Here is a 16,296-nt window from a genome sequence, read left to right on the forward strand (position 1 = left end):
TGACGGTAAATGAAAGCAGGCTATCTATTTAACCGGGCAGTTATTGCCGCTTCATGCCGAATAGTCATAGGATGACTGATAACAACCACAACAACAAAGGCGATTCCATGATCAAACCCCTCGTATTGGCCATTGCAGCAGGCCTGAGTGTCAGCGCCCAGGCGGCAACGTTTGCCTATATTTCCAGCCCTGCCGATGGCTTGATTTCGCAATATCGCCTCGATGAAAGCAATGGCGCACTGAGTCTGGTGGCCCAGACCAAGGCCGGTGAGCAGGTCAATCCGCTGGCCGCTGCGCATGATGGCAGCCGGCTCTATGCCGCCCTGCGGGCCAAACCGTACAAGGTCGTGGGCTATCGCATCGAGCCAGGCACTGGCCACTTGCAGGCGTTTTCCGAAGCGCCATTGGCCGACAGCCTGGCCTATCTGTCTCTGGACCGCAGTAACCGTTACCTGCTCGGGGCGTCCTACGGCGGCGATCTGCTCAGCGTACAGCCGGTTGACGCCACTCAGGCTGAGCAGATCAACACCTACAAGACCGGCCTGCATGCCCACTCGGCGCGCACCGACCTGAGCAACCGTTTCGTGTATGCCGGTAATCTGGGCGTCGATCAGGTGCTGCAATACCAGCTGGACAACAAACAGGGCCGCCTGACGCCGATCGGCAGTGGCCAGGTTACGGTGACGGCCAACAGCGGGCCACGCCATCTGGCGTTCTCGCCGAACGGCAAGTTCTTGTATGTGGTGGGTGAGATGAGCGGCACGGTGACCGGCTTCGCCATCGATCCAGCCAGCGGTGCGCTGACCCAGGTCAACCAGGCCGAAGGCATTCCCGAACGCTTGAAGCTCGCACATGGCGAAGTGCGCGATGCGCGCAACAACGACCTCAAGGACGACCCGACCCCACGCATCTGGGCCGCTGACATTCGGATCTCGCCGGATGGCCGCTTGCTGTTCATCAGCGAGCGCACCACCAGCACGGTGTCGGTGTTCAAGGTCGACGCCGGCAGTGGTCAGGTCAGTTACCTGAACAACTACCCCATGCAGGAAAAACAGCCACGCAACATCGCCGTGGCGCCAAGCGGGCGCTGGTTATTGGTAACCGGAGAAAAGAGTGGCACCGTCGGCAGCTATGCCATTGGTGCGGATGGCGCGTTGCAGCGGGTAGGCGAGGCGCCGTCAGGCAAAGGCGCGGTGTGGATCGAAATGGTCCAGGTGCCCGACGCCTGACGCCTGAAACGCCAACCCCGCCATGCAGGCGGGGTTGGCGTTGACTCAGAGGTATTGACTCAGAACGTAACGCCCTGGCTGCGCAGGTAGTCGTCGTAAGTGCCGCTGAAGTCGATCACGCCATCGGCGCTCAACTCGATGATGCGCGTGGCCAGCGACGACACGAACTCACGGTCATGGCTGACGAAGATCAGCGTGCCCGGATAGTTCTCCAGCGCCAGGTTCAGCGCCTCGATCGATTCCATGTCCAGGTGGTTGGTCGGTTCGTCCATCACCAGCACGTTGGGCTTTTGCAGGATCAGCTTGCCGAACAGCATGCGGCCTTGCTCACCACCGGAAATCACCTTCACCGACTTGAGAATCTCGTCGTTGGAGAACAGCATGCGGCCCAGCGTGCCGCGCACCAGTTGCTCGCCGCCTTGCGTCCATTGGCCCATCCAGTCGAACAGGGTGCTGTCGTCTTCGAAGTCGTGGGCGTGGTCCTGGGCGTAGTAGCCGATTTCCGCGGCATCGGTCCATTTTATGCTGCCGGCATCCGGGGTCAGCTCGCTGACCAGGGTACGCAGCAGGGTGGTCTTGCCGATACCGTTAGGACCGATGATCGCCACGCGCTCGCCGGCTTCAACGGTGAAGCTGAAGTCCTTGAACAAGGTCACGCCATCGAAGCCTTTGGCCATGCGCTCGACGACCACGGCCTGACGGTGCAGCTTCTTGGTCTGTTCGAAGCGGATGAACGGGCTGACGCGGCTCGAAGGCTTGACCTCGGCCAGCTGGATCTTGTCGATCTGCTTGGCACGCGAGGTGGCCTGCTTGGCTTTCGAGGCGTTCGCCGAGAAGCGGCTGACGAACGATTGCAGCTCGGAAATCTGCGCCTTCTTCTTGGCGTTGTCAGACAGCAACTGCTCACGCGACTGGGTCGCCACGGTCATGTACTCGTCGTAGTTGCCCGGGAACAGACGCAGCTCGCCGTAATCGAGGTCAGCCATGTGCGTGCACACGCTGTTCAGGAAGTGACGGTCGTGGGAAATGATGATCATCAGGCTGTTGCGCTGGGTCAGCACGTTTTCCAGCCAGCGAATCGTGTTGATGTCCAAGTGGTTGGTCGGTTCGTCGAGCAACAGCACTTCAGGATCCGAGAACAGTGCCTGGGCCAGCAGTACACGCAGTTTCCAGCCTGGCGACACTTCGCTCATCGGACCGTTATGCTGCTCGATGCCGATCCCCAGGCCCAACAGCAACTCACCGGCGCGCGATTCGGCGGTGTAGCCGTCCATCTCGGCGAAATCGGTTTCCAGCTCGGCCACGGCCATGCCGTCTTCTTCGGTCATTTCCGGCAGCGAGTAGATACGGTCGCGCTCGGCCTTGACCTTCCACAGCTCTTCATGACCCATGATCACCGTGTCGAGCACCGTGAACTCTTCATAGGCGAACTGATCCTGACGCAGCTTGCCGAGGCGCACGTTCGGCTCGAGCATCACCTGACCACCCGAAGGCTCCAGATCACCGCCCAGGATCTTCATGAAAGTGGATTTACCACAGCCGTTGGCGCCGATCAGGCCGTAACGGTTTCCGGCGCCAAACTTGACCGAGACGTTCTCGAACAAGGGTTTTGGGCCGAATTGCATGGTGATGTTAGCTGTAGAAATCAAGTGCTGGTCCTGTAAGGGTTTCGGGCGGGTGTTTCTGTGTCGCTGCCGGTCTTGGGCCAAATTTGGGCCAATCACACTCGAACTGCTAGCTTATCCAGCTCCCTCCAGTCAGAGGTAGAGCTGATCCATTTTGCGTAAGTGGAAAGCAGCATTTCGACGCTATGGCCCAGTTGGCTGGCAATGAATGCAGGATTCATCCCAGACATCAGGCACATGGTTGCATAGGTATGACGCGTGTCGTATTGGCGACGCTCGCGGATGCCAAGAGCTTGGAGCACAGGTTTGAGGTGGCGGATTGTAACACTTGGTTCCTGAATCCACATCCCGCCCCTGCTGGGCGGGAAAACGTAAGGGCTCTCAGGGTAGCCACCTTGCGATGACATTTTGCGCAGTGTCGCGATTCGTTTGGCCTGCGCGAGCGCGCCCATCGCCCTGGCATTCAGCAATACAACGCGATGGGTATTGGTTTTGGTCCTGTGCTCAGGCACCCGATCAACGATTATCCGCCGGATGGTCGCCGTCTTGCCTTCCAAATCGATATCTTGCCACTGCAGAGCCATCGCTTCGCCTGGCCGTAAGCCGGTGAAGAAAAGAAACTCAAAGAAGGCCGCGTAGATCTGCGCATACCGTATTGAGTTTTCGTAGAGGTAGGTAATTATCCTTTCTGCCTCCTCTCGCGTGTATGGGTCGACAACCCTCTTTGTTGCCTTGGGCTTATCCAGGGATAGCGTTGGGCTTTTCTCGATCAAGCCATCCAGCACCGCTGTCTTGAAGATGCTCGCCAGTTTTATTACGGCGTTGCGCTTTACGCCGGTTGACGCCCATTCCGTCTTGGCGATGATCGTCCGCAACATGGCAGGGGTTATCATGTCGATCCGGCGCAAGTTCAGCGTCGGCATCCAATACAGGTTGAGCGCGCTTTTGTAGTTGTCACGCGTGCCGGCAACGATGTGCCGGCTGTCGAGCCAAAGTTGGGCATACTCCCCAAAGCTAGGGATTTTGCCCTGCGCGGTCGCCGCAAGGTCGGAACTCGGAAAAAGCTCAGCATACTTTTCAAGATCCAGCAGGTCATGCTGGATCAGACTCACTACTTGATCGCGTAGACGACTGGCCGCTTTGATCCCTTGCGGTGTCGGGGCAAGGGCAAGAGTTTCCCGGCAGCGCTCACCGTTCCAAGTGAAACGGATTCGGATCGAGTCACCTCTGATTTCAAGTCCAAGGGGCAAACCCACAGGCTTTCGAGCCATTGCTCATATCTCCATCTGCTGTAAATAATGTTGCGGCCGCTGCGATTCCAAACGCCTTCCGGGATTTTTCCGCGCTGCCGTCTGGTCTGGAGGGCGCGAAGTGTTATCCCGAGAATTTCGGCCATACGCTCTTCGGTTACCTTGTCGGTTTCTGGCATCTCGACAGTGGAGGCTGGTTGGTTAAGTGCCATGGTTATCTCCGGGCCGCGCGCGGCGGCAGGTGAAACTGGTCAGTCGACCTATAGAGGGGAGGGGGGTTATTGCGGGGCGTTGAGCTTGCGCACGTCTTTCAGAAGTCGAGCATTGAGGTGGCCATCAGCGTCGCGCACTCGTACGAAAATCCGGTGCAGGGTGTCATTGCCGCCCAAGTCGCCCCACGCGTAGTAGCCGACCACGTTGTGCGGCATCCAAGTATCGGAGCTGGCGAGGTGTATAAGCACGGGGCTGCCAACCCCTGGAAGCATATCGCCGTCGACAGCCGGCAACTTCACCGCTTGGTCTGGCGAATGGCGGCGGTTCCACTTGGAAATTACGTCGAGGACGGCAGCGCGCTCGGTATCGCCACTGCCCATCCGATGTGCGGTCGCCGAGTAACCGCCGCAATAGCAAGCCAAGAAGGCTACAAAGCCTTCAAGCTTGTCGGTCGAGGCAGGCCGAGATACTGGCTGCTTCACCTGCTCTCCGCAAAACGGGCACGGTTTCAGTTCTTCGCTCATGACTTCGCGCCCTCGGCCAGTGCATTGCGAGCAACCGTGCCATCTTCGATAAAGTCTGGCTCTTCGCCATTCCACAGGATGTTCAGCGGCTCACCACTTACCGTGTCCCAGTTGCCACTTTCAAAGTGGTAGTGCTCGCGGTCGGCGTAGAACTTGAGCGCTGAACGTAGCCGCTCGACCTCGGCCTTGCTCGCGTCCAGATTTCGGCGCAGGTCAACTGCGTTCTGTGCGTATGCGGCCTTGTCGGCGTATGCGCTGGTCAGCTCGGCTTTGAGCTGGTCGCGCTCATCAGCAGCCGCAACCAGGGCACGGTCCATCGTTGCGCGTTCCTGAAGCAAGCAGGAGACGAGCGCGCTATCTACCAGATCAATCTTGCGTTCGAAGCGATCAGGTGCAGGTATGTGCGACCAAAGCAGACCCACTTCGCCCGGAGCGCCGTGCCAGATGCTTGCCAGGACTTCCGGTTCCCAGCCGAGCGCCGGCGGCTGCACCTGGTCAATCACAGCCAGCCCACGCCCAATGCTGACGTGTGCGCCGATCTGGACAAAGGGTTGGATCGGCTCAAGAGTCTGGCCGTCTGCTGCGCGCAGGGTTAGGGTGATGCGGGTGGGGGGAGGTTGTGTATACATAGGGGCACCTTATTTATCGTGGTCTATTGAAGCTGTAGGCGGGCGGTGTTAGATTTTCGTTATCAGCCTCCTGCGGAAAGAAACAGCTTTCCAGAGGTGGCAGAGTGGTTTATTGCACCGACCTGATAAGTCGGAGGCCGGGAAACCGGCCCACGGGTTCGACCCCCGTCCTCTCCGCAAAGCCCCTTCCAGCAATGGAGGGGGTTTTTTGGTTTTAATGGGCTAAGCTGCTACCGCCCTTCGCTCTTCTACCCTCCACGGATCATTAGCCTTGGCAAGTGCAGCCATTGGCGGCGGGCTGACGCTGTTGCCGCACATGTGCACCTGCTCGGTCTTTGTGAACTTGCGGCCATCAGCGCCTTTGTCGATGATGTAGTCCGCCGGGAAGCCCTGGGCGCGGTATAGCTCATGTGGCTGGAGCATCCGAAGGCAGATGTCGACGATCACATAGGGCGTGCCCTTGACCATGACGGTGACCAGCCCAAGTCGATCCTTGATCGTGATCGTTGGCGCGGGCTGTTCGCAGCCGCTCATGTTTTCGGTGCCGTAGTAGCTGATCAGGAATGCAGCCACTCTCAACGCACCGGCTTCATGCTCCGGCGATAGCTTCAGCTCGACCAGTGAGCTCTTGCCGCTGCCACCTGCCGTGATAGTTGGCGCGGGCTCATCAATGGCTTGGCCGATACTGCCGCCGAATTGCCGCTCCATGAATGCCGTTACCAAGCCATGGTGAGTGCCACCGGCACTGACGGTATGCAGGGGCTCGACAGCGTTACGCGCATCGCAGTTACCGCGCAGGTGAAGCAGGCTCGCGCTGACCAACTGCTGTTGGCTGCCGGTGTTCGTCACGGTGGTCATTGGCTCGCCCATGCTCTTGGCATCCGTGGCATTGAATCCGCCGTTCATTTGAGCCATAAAGGCGGTGGCCACCGCGCGGTGGCTGCGTGTCATGAGCGTGCCTACCGGTTTGTCTATTGCTACTGGGTGCCCGGAATAAATTGGGCCTCCAGCGCCCACCAAAATCGAGCTCGTCAGCGCATGCTTTATGCCGCCGGCAACCACGGTGCCCAGCGGCTGATCGAGACCAGGTACGCGCGGCTGCTGGCCGTGACGCTCGCCATATCCGGATTGAATCAGCGTGGGGCTGATCAGCGTCAGTTCGCCGCGATTGGCGCAGGTGATCGTTGGCAATGGCTCGCCCGGGTCGTTTACTCGGTCACTGCCCTGATGCGTGGCTGGAGCAATGACTGGGCTGGCCATGGCGAACGATCCGCCGCGCGGCCAGGCGGTCACTGTACGCAGCGGTTCGTCGGCAGACTGGGCCAACTCGCCTGACCAGTTCGCGATTGGCACGATGAATGGGGCTGCACTGTCGATTACGAACTTCTTCAAGCCCTTAGCCACCCGGCGAAGCGTGGCGGGTGCCAGATCTTTCTTGCGACCGAAGATGCTTTTGCTGGGCACTGTCCAGTCGATACAGTCGGCGGCTGTGCGCCACTTCTGCTGACCCTTGACCGGCTTCTTGGCGTGCGTGGGGTCTGGCCAAACGATTGGCTGTCCGTCGCACCGAGCGATCATGAACAGGCGCTCACGGCTGGTCGGTGCGCCAAAGTCGCAGGCCTTGATGATGCGCCACTCGATGACATAACCCATGGCTTCGAGCAACTGAACAAAGCGGCGCCAGGTGCGACCGCGATGTTTCGGATCTGGTATCAGGAACTGCTCTTGCACGGGCACGCGCTCGCCAGGTGCTGCGACCGTGCCGTCTAGCTTCATGACCCGGCCTGTCGCCTTGCAGCGTTTTGCGATCAGCCGACCCCATTGCAGGATCTGTTTTACGTTCTCCAGGCTGATCACCCGGGGCCGCTTCTTGCCTGCCCACTTGATGCCGATCCATGACAAGTTGCGGATCTCGCGTTTGCGCGGTTGTCCGCCTGCCGCTTGGCTGTGATGCGTGCAGTCTGGGCTCATATGGAACCAGCCCACGGCACGCCCGCCGCATTCTTCATCTGGATCGCCTTCGAACACATCAGTTGTGAAGTGCCGCGCGTGCGGGTGGTTAGCGGTGTGCATGCTGATCGCCGCTGGGTTGTGGTTCTTGGCTACAGTCACTGCGCGGCCCAGACCCATTTCAAGACCGGTACCGGCACCACCACCTCCACAGAAGAAGTCCACGACGATCTCATCGTCTTGGCTGGAAAAGCCCAGGCTGTACTGGGTCTTGAAATCGAAAGGCGTTCTTTTCAGGGACGTCATAAAGTCTCCAGGCAGCCGCAGGCGCTGCCGGGCTGGCGTGATTTGTTGAAGTGGGATATGAAGATAAAAAACTGAGGTTTTTATGATGCAAGATAAAAAGCGAGACGATGAGCTTCACGCCATGCGCATTAATAAGCTGAAGACCGAGATGGCAGAACACACACGTCTTGGAATAAAAGCACGATTCATGCATCTGTCAGGACTATCACCAGTGAGCCGTCCATCACATGTAGCACGGCATGGCGAGCTGTTTACTGGGGAAGAAATGCTTGAATGGTGGTCCAAGAGTGATAACAGCCGCGACTGTCGGTGTTCATGCACAGCGGTCCTCGTTGACTCGGCCGGAAATCCACTTACACCAAAGTTGATTGATCGCGCAAAGGCAGCGCGGCATAGCTACAAGCCTCAACCTGAGGCATAACCGTTGCTCCGCTGAGCAGTGGTGGCAAATTGGTTGTGGGTGGGCTATAGATGGTGGCCGGCACTGGGCCTGAGTGGAGATGAAAGATTGATGAGCTTTGGGCCAACACCCGGTACGCCGCAGGCGGCATCTAAAAAAGAGTTTTTGCTGAAAGTAGCTTTAGGCTGGGGGCTTCTATTGACTGGAGCTGCCCTCTCCATAGCCTCTTATTTTGGGGTTTTAAAACCAATAGGTCAGGATTCGGGTGCCTGGTTTGCCCGGTCCGGTGCAGTAGTTACAGTTATGGCTATCTATGCAGAGCGCGTTCTTTCCAGTCTGGCTCCCAGACTGAATTCGGAGGTCATGCCAATTGTGCGCTGGATGGCCTTTCCAAAGCAGATCTGTTTTCTGCAGATCATCGTTGCAACAATTGTCTGGGGATACGGCGATCTGTTGATTTAATTTTATAGATCAACTGGTGCGACAATCTCATCCCCCGGATCCTGCTGAATCATCAGCAGGATCAACAGAGAATCAGCCAGCTCAACGAGCGTCGAAGCTACCCAGCCACAACGACGCCTTATCCTCGACCAGCCCCTGCAAGACGCCCTTGAACTCGCGGGCAATTTCCTCGCGCTGCACTTCTTCTGCGATCCAGCGAAGTTTCAGGATCGGCTCACGACCGCTGGTGATGACCGACAGCCGGAAAGTGAAAGTGCGCTCCATCAGCCCGTCATAAGGCACGGTTGAAAAGGCCAGGGTCGACGGCAGCGTTTCTTTGCTACTGGCTTCGATCTGGTCCATGGCGCTGCGGCTCGACTTCGTTTCGCTCACCGCGTGATCGCTTTCCGAGATCGCTTTCACGGTGATGGTGCGCACCGCCGCGATGACCTTTGCAATGCCCATCTCGTTGCCTTCGGCATCGTGGGCTTTCAGGTTGAGGTTCCAGTCCTCGATCCAGTCGCTGAGGTCACGCTGGCTCATCGGTGAACCGTTGATGCCTTCCACTGCCTTGTAACCGGCGGTGGGTTGCAGCTGCAACACGGCGCGGTCATCACCGTGGCCTGGCTCATCGACCGTGCCCAGGTTAAAGAACACCTCGCACGACATGGCCTTCTGATTGATGAAGCCTTGCGCGTCCAGGTTGCAGCGGTCCTGCACGTAGGCGCCAAAGTCGGCCAGCGAATCGGTACGGAAGGCACCACGGAAGCGAGAGCGCCCGCCTGCAAACCGCTCCAGATCAACAACCTTGGCCGATTCAGGGATAACCAGGGTAGGGGTGAAGGTGTTCAGCTCTTTGCCGGCAGCGAGCAGGGCGTTATCGCCAATTAGCTGGATGGCTTCTTTGCTCAAAGACATATTGCGATTCCTTTACGTGCGGGGATGGACTGGGGCGTCTTCGCGGGAGAAAAGCTGGTCGTGCTTTTCCTGGAACAGGGAGAGCTTGCCGCCGGTACCGACGAACATCGGTGTATCGAGGGCGGTGTTCTCGCTACGGGTACCGCGCTTGGTCGGCACCTTGTAATCGAGCTTGTGCTTGATCGAGACCTGGCTGGACTGGCCGACTTGGGTCAGGTCGAGGGTGATCACCAGCTTGCCGGCCTTGCCGTGGTCAACGACCCCGGCGGCTACTTCAGAGAGTGCATGGCCGATCTGGCTGGCAAACGCGCCGCCGTTGAGCTCGTCGAGGAACTCGGCGGTGTTGGTTGGGTTGGGCATGGGAATGGCTCCGTGCATGTGATGCCGCTGTACGGCAGATAGATAAATTGCTGGCGCCGGCCGTGCCGGACGCGGTTGTGAAGACGTTTCATTTCGGTCCCGGTTTTTGCTTCGGGTAATCAATCGCGTATTCAGTGATCAGCCGTGTCATAAGCGCGTAGCTGAGGCACAGCTCATCACTGGCGGTTTTGCGTGAAAGCCCGCGATCCCGTGCATCCTTGATACGCAAGACATTCATCGCGTCGTCGGCACGGTCAATGCTGTTCGGCTTGAGGTGGGGTGTAGGGTCGTATTGCTGGAACTGAAATCCACACGCGCTGGCCATGCGGCGCAGGTTGTATTTGCTGATTCCAGTGTGGCGACTCACATCTGTAAGCGTCATCTGCTTTGCAAATGTGCGTACTTTTTGCTCCAGCTCAAGGCGTGTCTTGTTCTTGGCTTCGGCCAAGGCGCTTACTTGGTCGCAGGGCTTTTTCTCTGAACGCTTAGTACGGGCGGCTTTCTGTTTGCGTTCATCGTGGTTGCGGCCATAAGGCTTTGGCGCAGGCTCTGGCAATCTAACCTTTGGCCGTACGTCTTCTATCACGCCACCACGGGCCAGAAATTCGTCGATAGCAGAGGCCAGTTCGGCTGACTTGGGCGCGTTAGCCAAGATCAGTGATGCTTCATTGCTGATCATGCTGGCTCCTACGAATTGAGCCGGCGCGGTACCAGTTTGCGCGAGGCTCCGACTTCAAGAGCCTCGGCATAGGCCACGGCTGCGCGGTGGGTGAAACAGAAGCCAACCACGCGGCCGGTGTGCCGGTCGAAGAGGTGAAAGGCTTTACCCTTGTTCATGATCTGGAAGCGCACAGCCTTGACCGGCGCAGGTGGCGTACGCCCGATCTTCAGATAGAACTCTTCTGAGGCCATATTTGCCCTTGCTTGCATAGCCGAACGCGCCTCGACAGCCACCCGCAAGGAGGCCGACAAGTTAATGAGCTGGTTCATTTTCAGTCCTTCGGATGTGGCCTACGCAATCGAGATGCAAGGCCTGGCTTTGATGGCGCCCTTGCGGGCCAGCTTTACTTCGAACACCGCCACACGCCGCTCGGTCTTTCTCTCCCGGCGCATGTCGTCGTTCGTTGAATGGATGGCAATCAGCGCGGCCAGCATCACGCACATATGCGTAATGATCTGGCGTTGCATTGCCTCAGCGACAAGTGCCGTACGGCGCGGCACTCCCAACTTGAACATCGCTGCCGCCAAGCGCTTGTCTACAGTCCCTTTTGCAATTTTGATGCGAAGGGATATCTCTTTTGCTGTCATGCCCTGGGCAACCCCCAGCACGCACTCCAGCTCCCGAGGCGCGAGGCCGCGCCCAAGATGACCAGTCCATGCACCGCTTGTTATCGTCGAATCCATGATGCTTATCTCGGTTTCGCGCTTTCCATGGCACGGCGCAATTCAATTACCAGAGCTGTGGGAAGCACGGTGTTTTCGGATTGCTCGTCAACTTCTTCGAGAGCCGCAATCAAATTGCGTGAGGCGCTGAGAACGGCTTCGATGCGAGATTTGGGGACTGATGCGCCTTTGATGGTGCCGGCTGTAACTTTGGTCTTGCCCTTGGCCTGAGCTTTTTCCAGCTCACTACCAAGCACCTTTCCAGCGTCGTCGCCGTGTTGCCGTACGACTTGAGCGGCGGTTGTTGCGGATACCTGGCCAGCGGCGACCAGAGCCTGCACATCGGTATTGGCATTGCCGACTGTGATCACTTGTTCGACATGCTGTCGGGTCTTGCCGACCTTCTTCGCAATTTGCTCAATCGACCAGCCGAACGAGCGGAGACGCTTGTAACCCTCGGCCAGCTCAAGAGGGGACAGCTTTTCGTTTTCCTGACTGGAGATGATCCGCGCTACCCGATCCGCGTCACTGCCCTCGAAAGCGACGACCGAGACCCAGGCTTCCAGGATTCTTGGGTCATCCTTGTTCGGCGTGCGGGGCAGGCGGCCGGCAGCATCAAGCTTCCACAGCGCTCGCCGGCGCCGGTGACCATCCACCAGCCAGACGCCGCCCTCTGTGCGAGGCCTGACCTCAAGCGGTGGAATCTGCCCGCCTGCTGCGATGAACTCGGCCAGCACATCAATGCTGGCTTCAAGCGCTTTACCCTCGATGCGAAGGTTGAAGCCTGGCTCAACGTGCAGATCTTCCAGCTGCACTTTCATTGCGTCGGCGCGCTTTACCTCGCCGCTCTTGATCATTTGCTTGAACGATGTGGCCATGCAATTAACTTCCGTGGACTGCATTGGTCGGGCACCAGTGAAGGTGACCAAGCCCCCGCGCAGGTTGCGTAGGCTGGTGCCCGCCAATGCAGTCGAGGTGGGAGGGAGGGTTGATCATCGACCCCGAGATTCAAACTCGGCGTGGGTCTTCTGAAGCTTCGCGATTAGTTCAAGGCGTTCGGCGCCGCTCAGGCGGTGCGCAGCCAAGTGCAGCCCGCTCAGCAGGCTGCCGTTCTCGACAGCCATGCAAAGCGTCTTGCCTTCGAAGATCTTGAAGTCGATGGTTTGCTCAGGTTTTTGGGGCATGGGTTGCTCCGGGTGACTTCCCGTCTGGCCCGCGTGAGCAGGCCAGCCAGTGAAGTCGCGCTCTGCCGTCGATGGCTTCGCGCTGCGCTTTGTTCGGCCTTGAGCTTCCCTGTTCACGTTGCCTATCTCGACTTCGGCTCGGTGGTCATGGGGTTAGGTGTTATCTACACGACTGCCAGCTGCAGCTCGGGCGGCCTACTGAGTAGGGCAACTCGTCGTGTGTTGCCGGTCCGTGTTCCGGCTGGGCTTACTGGTGCATCGGCTGGCTCCTCCTATGGTGTTTGTTCCTCTCCATGCGCGGTGCCGGGTATCCCACCACGGCCTGGTGCAGCTGCTGGCTACGCATCAGGTGGCTTGCATGGTTTGTCGTTCTCGCGATGTGGCGAGTCCGGCAGCTATCCAGAGGCTGCGTGGTCGACGACTTAGCTTGTCCCGACCCCAAGCGGGGTGCGTCGAGGTGGTCACGTCAGATTGTGTAAAGAGCGATGCTCGGCTGATTGGTTGAATGTCTAGCCGTTCATGGCTATAAATTATGCGCAGATGGGTAGAGTGTCAAGCCGTAAACGGCTAAATATTTATGCGTTTACGGCTTGTGTTAATTGCAGGTAATAAAAAACCCGCCGCAGCGGGTTGGGGTTTTTTCTGCGTGCTAATTTTTGTGCCGTCTGTCCATCCAGCTTCCGGTGCATACGCCGCAGATTATGGTTCCCTCAGGAACGCGAATTATCCGATCTGGAAAGTCAGGATTGAGCGCAAGCAAAAATTGCCCATCTTCGCTTTCTTGAAAGCGTTTGAATGTCGCTTTTCCATCCGGAGTTCTCACGACAACGTCATCATTGTGCTTGGCGATCACGTCCGGATCGATCTGAATGATCTCGCCATCTTTGTATTCAGGCCACATGCTTTCGCCACGGATCTTTAGGCAAAATGTCTGCCTCCCGTGCTTGAAGGGAGACTCAAGCCATTCCTCAGCGTCACTAAACGTCTGAGAGCCTATGGTTTCGTACAACATCCCTGCAGTAACCCATGAAATCAGCGGTACGAGCCCAATGCCACCACTGGTGCCACTGATATTAGCATCAGAGCCGCTTAGCTTTGCCACAAGGCCTGGATCCAAAAGTTCTCCAACGCTCACCTTAAAGGTCTTTGCCAGGTCTTGAACGGTTCCGATTTTGGCTTCCGTTTCTGCCCGCAAAATTCTCCCTATGGTCGTCTGCCCTACGCCCGAGCGATCCTCAAGCTTTAGCTGCGTCGAGAGGTCGGGATTTGAAGCCATTAAAAACTTCAGGTTGTTAGACAGAACCTGTTCGATCGTAGCCATTAATTGCACCTGTCAATTTACCCCTAAATAGTGCCACCAATGGCTAATCGTTTGCGGCTTGCGTAAATACCCGTTCGTGGCTAACCTAGCCGCGAATAGCTAGACGGGCCGAGCACCATGAAATGCACTGACGCGAATTTTGAGCCAAAGAGAGACCTGAGCGGCTTTGTGATTACTGAGCTGAACAGGCGCAAAGGGGACTGGCCGGAGATAAGCCGGGGATCATGCGTTCCCTATTTCACCATTAGCAAAATGGTGACTGGCGCTACCCAAAATCCCCGAATCAAGACAGTCCAGCAGCTCGCGAATTACTTTTTTGACCATCCCTGACGTTAAGAGCGAGTTGATTATCCGTCCTATGGCCATACACCAACAGGGCATTGATTTGGCTGTTTTTTTAACCAGTAGGAGGCCATCAGCGATGACCAATCGACCTGATGCGTCATTTTTTTGCCTGCTGTCAGACCTGACGCAAGCGAGGTTGCTGTGAGCACCATTGTCCAGGCGGCCTGCTGGCCGCTCCAGGGTATGAGTCCCGCCCAAAAGTCCGTGCTGATATCGCTGGCCGACAATGCCAACGATGAAGGCGTCTGCTGGCCATCGATTGCCACAATCTGCATTCGCACGTGCCTTTCCGAACGCGCTGTGCGGAATGCTATTCGCTGGCTCGAAGAGTCAGGACTACTGACGAGTGATCAGCGGTTTGGTCGCTCCACCTGGTACACGGTAACCCCGGCACGATATGCCCCCGGCAGCAAATGCCCCCCGGCACCAGATGCCCCACCGCCCCGGCACCAGATGCCCCCCACCCCGGCACCACGTGCCCCCAGAACCGTAAAGGAACCGTCAATTGAACCGTCACAGGTCGGCAATCGCGTCCCGCAATCGCCCACATGCCCAGTTCAGGACATCGTTGATTTGTTCAATCGGGTTCTGAGTCCGGCACTGCCTGCTGTGATTCTCGTATCCGAAATTCGCAAGAAACAAATTCGTGCTCGATGGAACCAGAGCGATGTTCACCAGAGCCTGGACTTCTGGACCGAGTACTTCGCCACGGTTGCTGAGTCGGACTTCCTGATGGGCCGCTCAAGCGGGAAGGGCGGAAGCGCGCCGTTCCGCGCCACGTTCGATTGGCTGATCGCCCCAAGCAACTTCGTCAAGGTCGTGGAAGGAAATTACAATGCGTGATTTGTACAACGTCGAAGCTGAGCACGGCCTTCTCGGCGCAATGCTTCAGCGGCCCGAGCTGATCGACACCCTGGCCGACGATCTGTCAGCCGAGTCGTTTTACTTCCCTGAAAACGCCGAAGTCTTTCGCGGAATCATGGCTTGCCGGTCGGCTGGCAAGGCTGTCGACTTCCTGACAGTCTCTGACCACATCAACATCCTGCTCGATGGTGCCAGCGCATTCGGTTATTGCGCTGAGATCGTACGCAACACTCCGAGCATTGCCAGTGCAGGCACATACGCCCGAATTGTGCGCGAGCGTGCCATTGATCGCGCTTTGTTCACCCTGGGCTCGCAAGCCATGGACATCGCTCATGGTGACCAAGACACCCAGGCGAAGATTGCAGTAATCCAGGCCGCTGCAATGGCCGTTGATGCAGGCTCTGGTGATGACGATATCGTCAAAGCGGGCGATGTTCTGATCGACCAACTCGAAGTCTGGCAAGACCGGCATGACCGGCATAGTCGCGGCGAGACCTTGATGGGGCTCTCCACGGGGCTGAAAGACCTCGACGACAAGTTGGGTGGCTTGCAGCCTGACCAGTTAATCATCGTTGCCGGCCGACCAGGCATGGGCAAAACCACTTTGGCCATGGGCTTCGCGTTGGATGTGGCTATTCGACAGGCCAAGTCCGCGCTCGTAGTCAGCCTGGAGATGAACAAGGGCCAGCTGATCGACAGGGCCACAGCTGCTGAGGGTCGGATACCGCTCAACTTGGTGAAGAACGGCACAGCCTGTGAGTCCCATCCCACCGAACTGCTGTCCGCATCCAACACGCTGAGTCGCGCTTCACTGTTCATCGCGGATCGTTCAGGCACGGCAGTGAGCCGTATTCGTTCCCTTGCTCGCCGTCAAAAGCAGCGTTATGGCTTGGACTTGCTGGTGATCGATTACCTGCAACTGGTCGACGGGGAAGGCGGTAACCGAACTGAGGAAGTAAGCAGCATTAGCCGTGGATGCAAGTTGCTTGCAAAGGAACTGGGCATTCCCGTCGTGCTGCTGAGCCAGCTCTCCCGCAAGTGCGAAGAGCGCCCGAACAAACGTCCGATTCCTTCCGATCTGCGCGAGTCCGGTGCCATTGAGCAGGATGCTGACGTAATCCTGTTCGTGTACCGCGACGAGATTTACAACGAGCACACCGAAGCTAAAGGCATCGCTGAAATCATCATTGGCAAAGGCCGCGATGTCGAGACGGGCACTGTGCGTGCCGCATTCCTCGGTCAATACAACCGCTTCGAAAACCTAGCCGCTGGCTGGAAGCCTGAGCCGGTCGAGAAGCCCACGAAGGTGGCCTCGTTGTCCAGTCGATACGCCAACAAGGAGCGCTTTTGATGG

At 57.8% G+C, this 16,296-nt stretch carries 17 protein-coding genes, 1 tRNA gene and 1 pseudogene; 6 read left to right on the forward strand and 13 right to left on the reverse strand.

Annotated elements, in window-relative coordinates; genetic code table 11:
- Nucleotides 1-107 precede the first annotated feature (107 nt).
- Nucleotides 108-1,229 (forward strand): lactonase family protein, encoded by a 1,122-nt coding sequence (locus ACYAS9_RS31130; protein ID WP_463572353.1) that lies wholly within the window; start codon nt 108-110, stop codon nt 1,227-1,229.
- Nucleotides 1,230-1,288: 59 nt separating this feature from the next.
- Here ACYAS9_RS31130 and ACYAS9_RS31135 read toward each other — a convergent pair whose 3' ends face one another.
- From ACYAS9_RS31135 to ACYAS9_RS31150, 4 genes are all read right to left on the reverse strand, one after another.
- The gene (locus ACYAS9_RS31135; RefSeq protein WP_463572354.1) at nt 1,289-2,878 is read right to left on the reverse strand and encodes an ABC-F family ATPase; all 1,590 of its coding nucleotides are present in this window, start codon (nt 2,876-2,878) and stop codon (nt 1,289-1,291) included.
- Between the two features lie 71 nt (nt 2,879-2,949).
- On the reverse strand, nt 2,950-4,125 hold the full coding sequence (locus ACYAS9_RS31140) for a tyrosine-type recombinase/integrase (RefSeq protein ID WP_463572355.1): 1,176 nt from the start codon (nt 4,123-4,125) through the stop codon (nt 2,950-2,952).
- A gap of 257 nt (nt 4,126-4,382) precedes the next feature.
- Entirely contained in the window at nt 4,383-4,841 is a 459-nt protein-coding gene (locus tag ACYAS9_RS31145) for a Lar family restriction alleviation protein (RefSeq protein ID WP_463572356.1), read from the reverse strand.
- Nucleotides 4,838-5,470, reverse strand: a complete 633-nt coding sequence (locus ACYAS9_RS31150) for a hypothetical protein (protein WP_463572357.1) — start codon at nt 5,468-5,470, stop codon at nt 4,838-4,840. Before ACYAS9_RS31150 ends, ACYAS9_RS31145 begins: the two co-directional genes overlap by 4 nt.
- Before the next feature lie 92 nt (nt 5,471-5,562).
- On the opposite strand from ACYAS9_RS31150, the gene ACYAS9_RS31155 reads away from it, so the two are divergent.
- Nucleotides 5,563-5,647: transfer RNA gene (locus tag ACYAS9_RS31155), tRNA-Ile, on the forward strand.
- Between the two features lie 45 nt (nt 5,648-5,692).
- On the opposite strand, the gene ACYAS9_RS31160 is transcribed toward ACYAS9_RS31155, so the two are convergent.
- On the reverse strand, nt 5,693-7,726 hold the full coding sequence (locus ACYAS9_RS31160; RefSeq protein WP_463572358.1) for a DNA cytosine methyltransferase: 2,034 nt from the start codon (nt 7,724-7,726) through the stop codon (nt 5,693-5,695).
- 511 nt (nt 7,727-8,237) lie between these two features.
- On the opposite strand from ACYAS9_RS31160, the gene ACYAS9_RS31165 reads away from it, so the two are divergent.
- A complete protein-coding gene (locus ACYAS9_RS31165; RefSeq protein WP_463572359.1) occupies nt 8,238-8,588 on the forward strand; it encodes a hypothetical protein in 351 nt (116 codons plus the stop codon).
- An 81-nt stretch (nt 8,589-8,669) separates the two neighbouring features.
- Here ACYAS9_RS31165 and ACYAS9_RS31170 read toward each other — a convergent pair whose 3' ends face one another.
- The 8 genes from ACYAS9_RS31170 to ACYAS9_RS31205 form a co-directional block, all read right to left on the reverse strand.
- Nucleotides 8,670-9,485 carry a DUF2303 family protein gene (locus tag ACYAS9_RS31170; RefSeq protein ID WP_463572360.1) on the reverse strand — a complete coding sequence of 272 codons (816 nt, stop codon included), beginning with the start codon at nt 9,483-9,485 and terminating at the stop codon, nt 8,670-8,672.
- 12 nt (nt 9,486-9,497) lie between these two features.
- On the reverse strand, nt 9,498-9,845 hold the full coding sequence (locus tag ACYAS9_RS31175) for a hypothetical protein (RefSeq protein ID WP_463572361.1): 348 nt from the start codon (nt 9,843-9,845) through the stop codon (nt 9,498-9,500).
- Nucleotides 9,846-9,933: 88 nt separating this feature from the next.
- Nucleotides 9,934-10,524 (reverse strand): hypothetical protein, encoded by a 591-nt coding sequence (locus ACYAS9_RS31180; protein ID WP_463572362.1) that lies wholly within the window; start codon nt 10,522-10,524, stop codon nt 9,934-9,936.
- Nucleotides 10,525-10,532: 8 nt separating this feature from the next.
- Nucleotides 10,533-10,835: a hypothetical protein gene (locus ACYAS9_RS31185; RefSeq protein WP_463572363.1), complete on the reverse strand. Its 303-nt coding sequence runs from the start codon at nt 10,833-10,835 to the stop codon at nt 10,533-10,535.
- A gap of 21 nt (nt 10,836-10,856) precedes the next feature.
- Nucleotides 10,857-11,249, reverse strand: a complete 393-nt coding sequence (locus ACYAS9_RS31190) for a response regulator transcription factor (protein ID WP_463572364.1) — start codon at nt 11,247-11,249, stop codon at nt 10,857-10,859.
- 5 nt (nt 11,250-11,254) lie between these two features.
- Nucleotides 11,255-12,106: a ParB/RepB/Spo0J family partition protein gene (locus ACYAS9_RS31195; protein ID WP_463572365.1), complete on the reverse strand. Its 852-nt coding sequence runs from the start codon at nt 12,104-12,106 to the stop codon at nt 11,255-11,257.
- A 114-nt stretch (nt 12,107-12,220) separates the two neighbouring features.
- Nucleotides 12,221-12,412 (reverse strand): hypothetical protein, encoded by a 192-nt coding sequence (locus ACYAS9_RS31200; protein WP_463572366.1) that lies wholly within the window; start codon nt 12,410-12,412, stop codon nt 12,221-12,223.
- Between the two features lie 649 nt (nt 12,413-13,061).
- Nucleotides 13,062-13,733, reverse strand: coding sequence for a helix-turn-helix domain-containing protein (locus ACYAS9_RS31205; protein ID WP_463572367.1), 672 nt, complete (start codon nt 13,731-13,733; stop codon nt 13,062-13,064).
- A gap of 528 nt (nt 13,734-14,261) precedes the next feature.
- Between ACYAS9_RS31205 and ACYAS9_RS31210 the strand changes: the two are divergent.
- The 3 genes and pseudogenes from ACYAS9_RS31210 to dnaB all read left to right on the forward strand — a co-directional run.
- Nucleotides 14,262-14,360: pseudogene (locus ACYAS9_RS31210) on the forward strand (helix-turn-helix domain-containing protein); the annotation flags it as partial.
- A gap of 291 nt (nt 14,361-14,651) precedes the next feature.
- Nucleotides 14,652-14,921, forward strand: a complete 270-nt coding sequence (locus ACYAS9_RS31215) for a hypothetical protein (protein WP_463572460.1) — start codon at nt 14,652-14,654, stop codon at nt 14,919-14,921.
- Nucleotides 14,914-16,293 carry a replicative DNA helicase gene (gene dnaB, locus ACYAS9_RS31220; protein ID WP_463572368.1) on the forward strand — a complete coding sequence of 460 codons (1,380 nt, stop codon included), beginning with the start codon at nt 14,914-14,916 and terminating at the stop codon, nt 16,291-16,293. The genes ACYAS9_RS31215 and dnaB overlap by 8 nt, the downstream gene beginning before the upstream one ends.
- Nucleotides 16,294-16,296: the final 3 nt, after the last annotated feature.

Source organism: Pseudomonas sp. HP_08, from assembly GCF_055284095.1.